We start from the raw sequence: 6,235 nt of genomic DNA on the forward strand, positions 1-6,235 counted from the left end.
CCGTGTCTCCTTTCCCGGGGAATGGCTATGGCACAGCGAAGGTGTAGCACTATTGGGATCAGTTATTTAGCTGACTGTCAATAAAGCAATCTGCAACCATGTCTTTTAACCCTTCCATCAATTTTGTTTTTTTGTGCATGACGGACGTTAAGCGTTCAATGTGCCTCATTGATTTCCCTGGACGGCACAGAGAGAATTTATCAGCAATATCCTTGAGTCCTGACTGTCGAGCTTTAATCGGGGATAGGTGCGACAAGTTGTGCTGGATAATTGCGCAGTAATCCTTGATGGTTTTGATCTGCCGGGACACTTCTGTTATCTGAGCGATGTCTTCCGAGAGCCAGCAATCAATATTTTCCGCATTATTCAGCTTCATTTTGCTCTGTTCTGTAAATAAAGTGGAATCGGCGTCCCCTTTGACAAACCTGTAATGCAACGTGTTGTTATGTCTGTAAAGCACGACACAGGAGATCTGATCTTGTCGTTGATATTCAAAAATGACAAAACTACGTGCTTTAGAAAGATAGAAATCCAGAAAGGTTTTAGGCTTTTCTCTGACCATATACTGAGGGTCAATCCCATAAAAAACAGGAACCAGAACAAGAGATGAGGTTTTTCCTGCTCCGTTTGTCCCTGAGATGTTGCTATGACCCGTCAAGGATATTTCCGTCAATGAAGGAAACGCGCTCTGGTTGGTGATGATCCGCAGTAGTGCACTTTTCATAAAAATCGCCTGCAAAATATACATTAAATCAATATATATCAGATCAGTGCATATTGGTAGTGTCAAGGTTAAATAATAGGCAATTTTGTACTAGGTAGCGTTTTAATTTGATTATGGACTTTATGCTATACCGATAAATACACAGGAAATTTTTTTCACAAAAGTGTATGAATGTTGATAGAAGCAACAAGCTACCATCGAAGGGCGTTTCCAAAGATATTGGTATAACAGAGCATCGAACAGACTCAGTTGGAAAGGATCTCGCGTAGAAGCTCTATCATCTTCACGGATAACTCGCGTTTCCAACGATAAATTAGTTTGGGATTATGTAGGGTAACGTTGTTGTATCGTTATGTGATTTTACTCACTTAGCGCGGTGTACAGAACTACTGGATCAGATCAGTTTCAACTGACGTTCTGCCGTTGCACATTTTGCCCTGATGAGTTCGTTCATTGTTGTAAGACAGCCACTCATCCTGATCATTTTGCCGCGTCTCCAGCGTTTGATTAACTTGTTGCGAAAAGCCACCTGATAAAACTCGTTCAGGATCGCCTTATCAAACTGCTCGCAGATCCCATTCGTTTGCGGTGACATCGTTTTAGTTTTCGTGTGATCGATGCCACTACTAGAGTTGGTAATCATGACGCTCGAACTTGCAGAGTAGCACAGCCTATATCGATGTTAACTCTACACCTGACTCTGTCAATTTATGCGTATCAACATAGTGGCTGAAACGTGCTAATAAGAAGGTGAGTTTTGGATGAATGTACCTTTGACAAAATGGTCTGTTGGGTGCTGTATAAAAGTAGTCGATAAGCTCAGTTTTATTCGCTTTAAAATCCTTAAAAAAATAAACCTGAGTAATGACTGGCTGCTCAAAATCAGCTCTACAGGCATCTAATATGTTTACAGCCTGGTTATACTGAACCTCATCATAAGCGTATATCGCTGAACGATATTTACCACGCATTGAGTGGTTTGATGTGCTCGCGTGAGTATGTAAATGGGTTTCGATCAAGGTTGATAAAGAAATAACAGTCGGATCAAAAACCACTTCAATGGCTTCGCTGAACTGAGCGTTGTCACCAATTGAGGCGATCCAACCTTGATTGACAGTAGCAATGCCAATAAGTGATGAAAATACGCCTTCGGTGCACCAGTGACAACCACCGCCTAAGCCGATTGTATTAAGGGTGGTTGTCGTATGCAAATTGCAAGTCTGTGTGGGCTGCTGCAAACTCATTGAGATGAGGGCAACTTCCAGTCTGGTCTGGGGAAGTGGCAGGTATAGCCATTTGGTCGGAGTTCCAAATAGTCCTGATGCATAGCCTCCGCTTCCCAAAAATCACTTGCAGGTTCGACTTCAGTCACTACTTTTCCAGGCCATAATCCCGAAGCATCCACGTCAGCAATGGTTTTTACTGCCTCAGCATGCTGTGCCTCAGAGGTATAATAAATGGCTGAGCGATAAGATGTGCCCTTGTCATTACCTTGTCTATTTACTGTACTAGGGTCATGAATCTGAAAGAAAAACTCTAAAATTTGTCGATAGCTGGTGATTTCATTATCGAACATTATTTCAATGCCTTCAGCATGGTTACCATGATTGCGGTAGGTAGCATTAGCCACTTCACCACCGGTATAACCTACTCGGGTTGAAGTGATACCGGGACGTTTGCGGATAAGATCCTGCATGCCCCAAAAGCAGCCACCGGCTAATACTGCGCGTTCAATTGCCATAATTAAATGTCCTCTACTTGGTCTAAATACTCTGCGTAACCTTTACTTGCCATTTCTTCCCTAGGAATAAAACGTAATGACGCTGAGTTAATACAATAACGTAGGCCACCCTGGTCTTTGGGACCGTCTGAAAATACATGGCCTAAGTGACTGTCGCCATGAGTTGAGCGCACTTCTGTGCGGGTCATGCCGTGCGACCTATCAGTGATTTCAATTACGTTGACAGAGTCTATCGCTTTGGTAAAGCTCGGCCAACCACACCCTGATTCATACTTGGCAGAAGACGCAAATAAAGGCTCACCTGACACGATATCCACGTAAATGCCGGGCTTGGTGTTCTTTAGCAATTCACCAGTCCCTGGACGCTCTGTACCATTTTCTTGCGTCACCCGATACTGCTCCTTAGTCAGAGCAGAAATCGCATTCATAGATTTTTGATAGGTATTCATAAATGTCCTCTTATAGAGTAGAGCCATGTGCCTTTCAGATTATAAGAGACCTTCTGTTTACAGAATTTATTTCACTTAGGCCGTTAACCCGAAAAAATGATCTGATCCAGTAGTTCTGTACACCGCGCTAAGTGAGTAAAATCACATAACGAGGTGCCTATGACAGCTAAAAAGAACTGCAAGACCTATACCGCAGAATTTAAGGCCCTCTAACTTATAGTTGTTTCGGATGCGGCTTATTTGTTTTTGTGCTCCAGTGCTGTAAGTGATGTGCCTACGATAAATATAGACACGACAAACAAGCCTAAATCTTTTAGCAAAAACTGGCCAGGAACCACAGAGATCGCAGGAAACCCAAGAGATGCCTCAAAAACACCGGGTGTAGTCAGCATGAACGACAATGTCGTAAAAAAGAGTCCGGTTGAAAGTACACCGCCCAAGATTGCGAGCTTAGGGGAGAAAACTCGTGCAGCGATTAACAGGCCAACTGAAATTTCAAGCACACCCAGAAAATTTGAGAATCCTTGAATGCTGAGGAAACTATACATCCATGAAAGCAGAGGGCTATTACTAACAAAACCATGTATACCGTTTGCTTCGTAGCTAGTGAATTTCATACCACCAAACCACAAATATATTATCGTCATGGCAACGTAGATGCCACCTATACCAAACTTAGTGACTTTTGCACCGAGATTATTACTAAGGATATTGGTAGTCTGGACACCATTTTCAATTTCGGGAATAGTCATCTTATATCTCCAATTATTTTTAGCCATGTGGACTCACTCTATGTAGCCCACTAAAATGATATGACTCTTGAGAAAAACTATATGTTTACTCGAGTCGAACCTAACTTAGGTAATTGCTGTAGTTGAGCACCAATGGATTAGACATCAATGCCTAGTGGTTGAACGGCCGGGAAGTCGACCTCGGTCTGTGTCACTTCGTTAACGTAGTTAGTGAAAGTGTTCAGGGCAACAGCCAACAGAATATCCACTACATGTGCATCACTGTAGCCAGCGTTCAGCACCGCTTGGACCTGGTCATTGCTGACTTGCCCGCGCTGGCGGACTACGGCGGCAGCAAAACGCACGGCTGCGTCGGCCTTAGGGTCATTTGATGCACCGCTGCGGTTGGCAGTGAGTTCAGCATCATCAAGCTTGGCCACCTTACGGCCTAGGAAGGAATGGCCAGCAAGGCAATAATCGCAGCCGTTGATCTCAGCGACGGCTAGGGCAATACGCTCAAGAGTCGCTGTACCCAAGCCGCCCTGTGCTGATGCTGCGCTCAATTGCAGGTAGCCAGTCAGCGCAGCAGGGCTGTTGGCAACGACGCGGAACATGTTAGGAACGCGGCCCAGTTGTTTTTCCACAGCCTTGAGTGAGGTATGGGTAGCAGTAGGCGCGGCGTCGATTGTGGTAGGGGTGTTCAAACGTGACATAAATTTCTCCTAGTGATTTGAAAGACAGCACGCTGTATTGGCGTGGAATAAATTGTATTTAAGAAGGTTCTGCTTGATAATCCGTTGCTATCAGACAGCTCATCTTCACGTCTTGCGCAGTCGCCATTTCAGTGCCACTACACACCTTCGTTGACGTCACGCCGTCCTGATTTCTAAGGAGGTCTTCGAGACTCCAAAAACACCCTCCGGCAACGATCACATTATTTATTTTTCATAAAGCCTCCTTGGTTTTTATCTATTTACTAATGGAACTGAATTTACAGCATGTAAAATAGATATAACATGCTCAATAGTTCGTATAATGTGACTTATTAGACAGTTTACGTAGGGGCTATGTCAGGGTGAGAGCGTGAACATTTTGTTAAATTTCACCCAGTTTTTTGAGACCCGCATTGAGTACCGTTTCCAGATATTCACTGCTCATTCCTGCGATTTTTTGCTTCCGTCTTACGCTCGCCTTGCGTGAAGTCTCGGCCCTGAGCATGTTCAGCCCCATGTGCCGGATGCACGCCAAAATCTCTGCGGCATCACCGCGATAAATCGGGCAATCATCCTCGCCCATCGTGACGTCCAGCACCCAGTGCAGGCTATTTTCGATGGCCCAGTGCCCACGCACCGCTCGCGCAAACTCATCCTGCACCAACGCTTTGGAACTGATGAAATAACGCTGCTCTATGGTAATTTTTTGCATATTTTCAACGCGATAGGAGATGGCCACGCCAATGCTGTGCAACTGTTTCCAATGAGGAAACTGGGCGGCCAACTCGCCCGCCGCCATGACATGGTACTCACGACCATCGATGCGGCCATGAGCCTTCTCAAGCGTCATCGTCTCTGCGCATAACGGGGTGGCCGCCAGCGGGGCGAGGGCCTGTCGAACCGCCTCGAACAACTTGGGTTGGTTGCCTTTGACGGCCAATAAGTAATCGCCACCTTGCTGAAGGATGGTCTCGGCGATCTCGGTCTGGCACCCCATCGCATCGATGGATACCAGGCAGCCTTTGATGTCGAGCAGCGCCAGCAACTCGGGAATAGCGGTAATTTCATTGGACTTGGCGTCGGTTTTTATCTGTCCGAGCACCAGCTTATTGGCGGCGGCATAGGCACTGACCATGTGAATGGTCGACGTTCGATCCTCACGGTCATAGGAACTGCGCAGGGTTTTGCCATCGATAGCGACCAGGGCGCCATCGGTGTGCTGGTTAATGGCTTGAGTCCACCGCACAAAGGCGGCCTGAAACGGCTCTGGTTTGATGCCGGAGATGATCCTGGCAATGGTGTCATGGACAGGAATGCCGTTTTTAAACAGTCCCTTGGATTGAAACCAGGGAAGATGAACCTCGCCGAAATCCTCAATATCTTCCCAGCCCTCAGCCCCGCCGATCACGGCACAGACGGTGAGAAACAGGACATCGTAGAAGGGATAATAAATCTTGGCATGCTGGCGAGGGTCGTGAATATTGTCGAAGAACTGAGCGAAAACGGCATCAATAGACATGAGAGCACTCCTGAAAAGGAGCATGAGATCACAGCCGGATCACCAGGTCAAATTTCAGGGTGAGGATGTGAGCAAATTGTTAACTATGGAAATCATGGAAATTATCATTTTTTGGATTTCATGCGCATTTTTTGAGCTGAAATGACGTGCAGTGACGATTAAAAAGTGTGAAGGCGATCCTGACTATAAAGTTAACTGCATATCACAGGCCTATAAGTATTTGTTTTGTAGGCAAAAAACTATTTTTAATTTTTAACAAAATGTTCACGATCTCGCCCTGGATCTATGCTAAATAACTGATCCCAATAGTGCTACACCTTCGCTGTGCCATAGCCATTCCCCGGGAAAGGAGACACGG

Annotated in this window: 8 protein-coding genes and 1 pseudogene; all 9 read right to left on the reverse strand. The window is 45.6% G+C overall.

The window, feature by feature from the left end:
• Positions 1-58 precede the first annotated feature (58 nt).
• The 9 genes and pseudogenes from ACOTXR_RS24785 to ACOTXR_RS24825 all read right to left on the reverse strand — a co-directional run bounded on the left by ACOTXR_RS24785 (position 59) and on the right by ACOTXR_RS24825 (position 5,877).
• Positions 59-724, reverse strand: a complete 666-nt coding sequence (locus ACOTXR_RS24785) for an ATP-binding protein (RefSeq protein ID WP_163138160.1) — start codon at positions 722-724, stop codon at positions 59-61.
• A 386-nt stretch (positions 725-1,110) separates the two neighbouring features.
• Positions 1,111-1,380: pseudogene (locus ACOTXR_RS24790) on the reverse strand (IS481 family transposase); the annotation flags it as partial.
• A gap of 15 nt (positions 1,381-1,395) precedes the next feature.
• The gene (locus tag ACOTXR_RS24795; protein ID WP_223878982.1) at positions 1,396-1,935 is read right to left on the reverse strand and encodes a peptide-methionine (S)-S-oxide reductase; all 540 of its coding nucleotides are present in this window, start codon (positions 1,933-1,935) and stop codon (positions 1,396-1,398) included.
• 29 nt (positions 1,936-1,964) lie between these two features.
• Positions 1,965-2,465, reverse strand: a complete 501-nt coding sequence (gene msrA, locus ACOTXR_RS24800; RefSeq protein WP_011711652.1) for a peptide-methionine (S)-S-oxide reductase MsrA — start codon at positions 2,463-2,465, stop codon at positions 1,965-1,967.
• A 2-nt stretch (positions 2,466-2,467) separates the two neighbouring features.
• Complete coding sequence (gene msrB / locus ACOTXR_RS24805; RefSeq protein WP_011711653.1) at positions 2,468-2,914, reverse strand: peptide-methionine (R)-S-oxide reductase MsrB; 447 nt, start codon at positions 2,912-2,914, stop codon at positions 2,468-2,470.
• 236 nt (positions 2,915-3,150) lie between these two features.
• Positions 3,151-3,666: a YkgB family protein gene (locus tag ACOTXR_RS24810; RefSeq protein ID WP_011711654.1), complete on the reverse strand. Its 516-nt coding sequence runs from the start codon at positions 3,664-3,666 to the stop codon at positions 3,151-3,153.
• A 137-nt stretch (positions 3,667-3,803) separates the two neighbouring features.
• Positions 3,804-4,358 (reverse strand): carboxymuconolactone decarboxylase family protein, encoded by a 555-nt coding sequence (locus tag ACOTXR_RS24815; protein ID WP_011711655.1) that lies wholly within the window; start codon positions 4,356-4,358, stop codon positions 3,804-3,806.
• 58 nt (positions 4,359-4,416) lie between these two features.
• Positions 4,417-4,578 carry a peptide-methionine (S)-S-oxide reductase gene (locus tag ACOTXR_RS24820; RefSeq protein WP_223290059.1) on the reverse strand — a complete coding sequence of 54 codons (162 nt, stop codon included), beginning with the start codon at positions 4,576-4,578 and terminating at the stop codon, positions 4,417-4,419.
• A 162-nt stretch (positions 4,579-4,740) separates the two neighbouring features.
• Positions 4,741-5,877, reverse strand: a complete 1,137-nt coding sequence (locus ACOTXR_RS24825; RefSeq protein ID WP_021141311.1) for an ISAs1-like element ISAs12 family transposase — start codon at positions 5,875-5,877, stop codon at positions 4,741-4,743.
• Positions 5,878-6,235: the final 358 nt, after the last annotated feature.

It is taken from the genome of Enterobacter cloacae complex sp. IR53030 (genome assembly GCF_049238365.1).
Lineage (GTDB): Bacteria > Pseudomonadota > Gammaproteobacteria > Enterobacterales > Enterobacteriaceae > Enterobacter > Enterobacter kobei.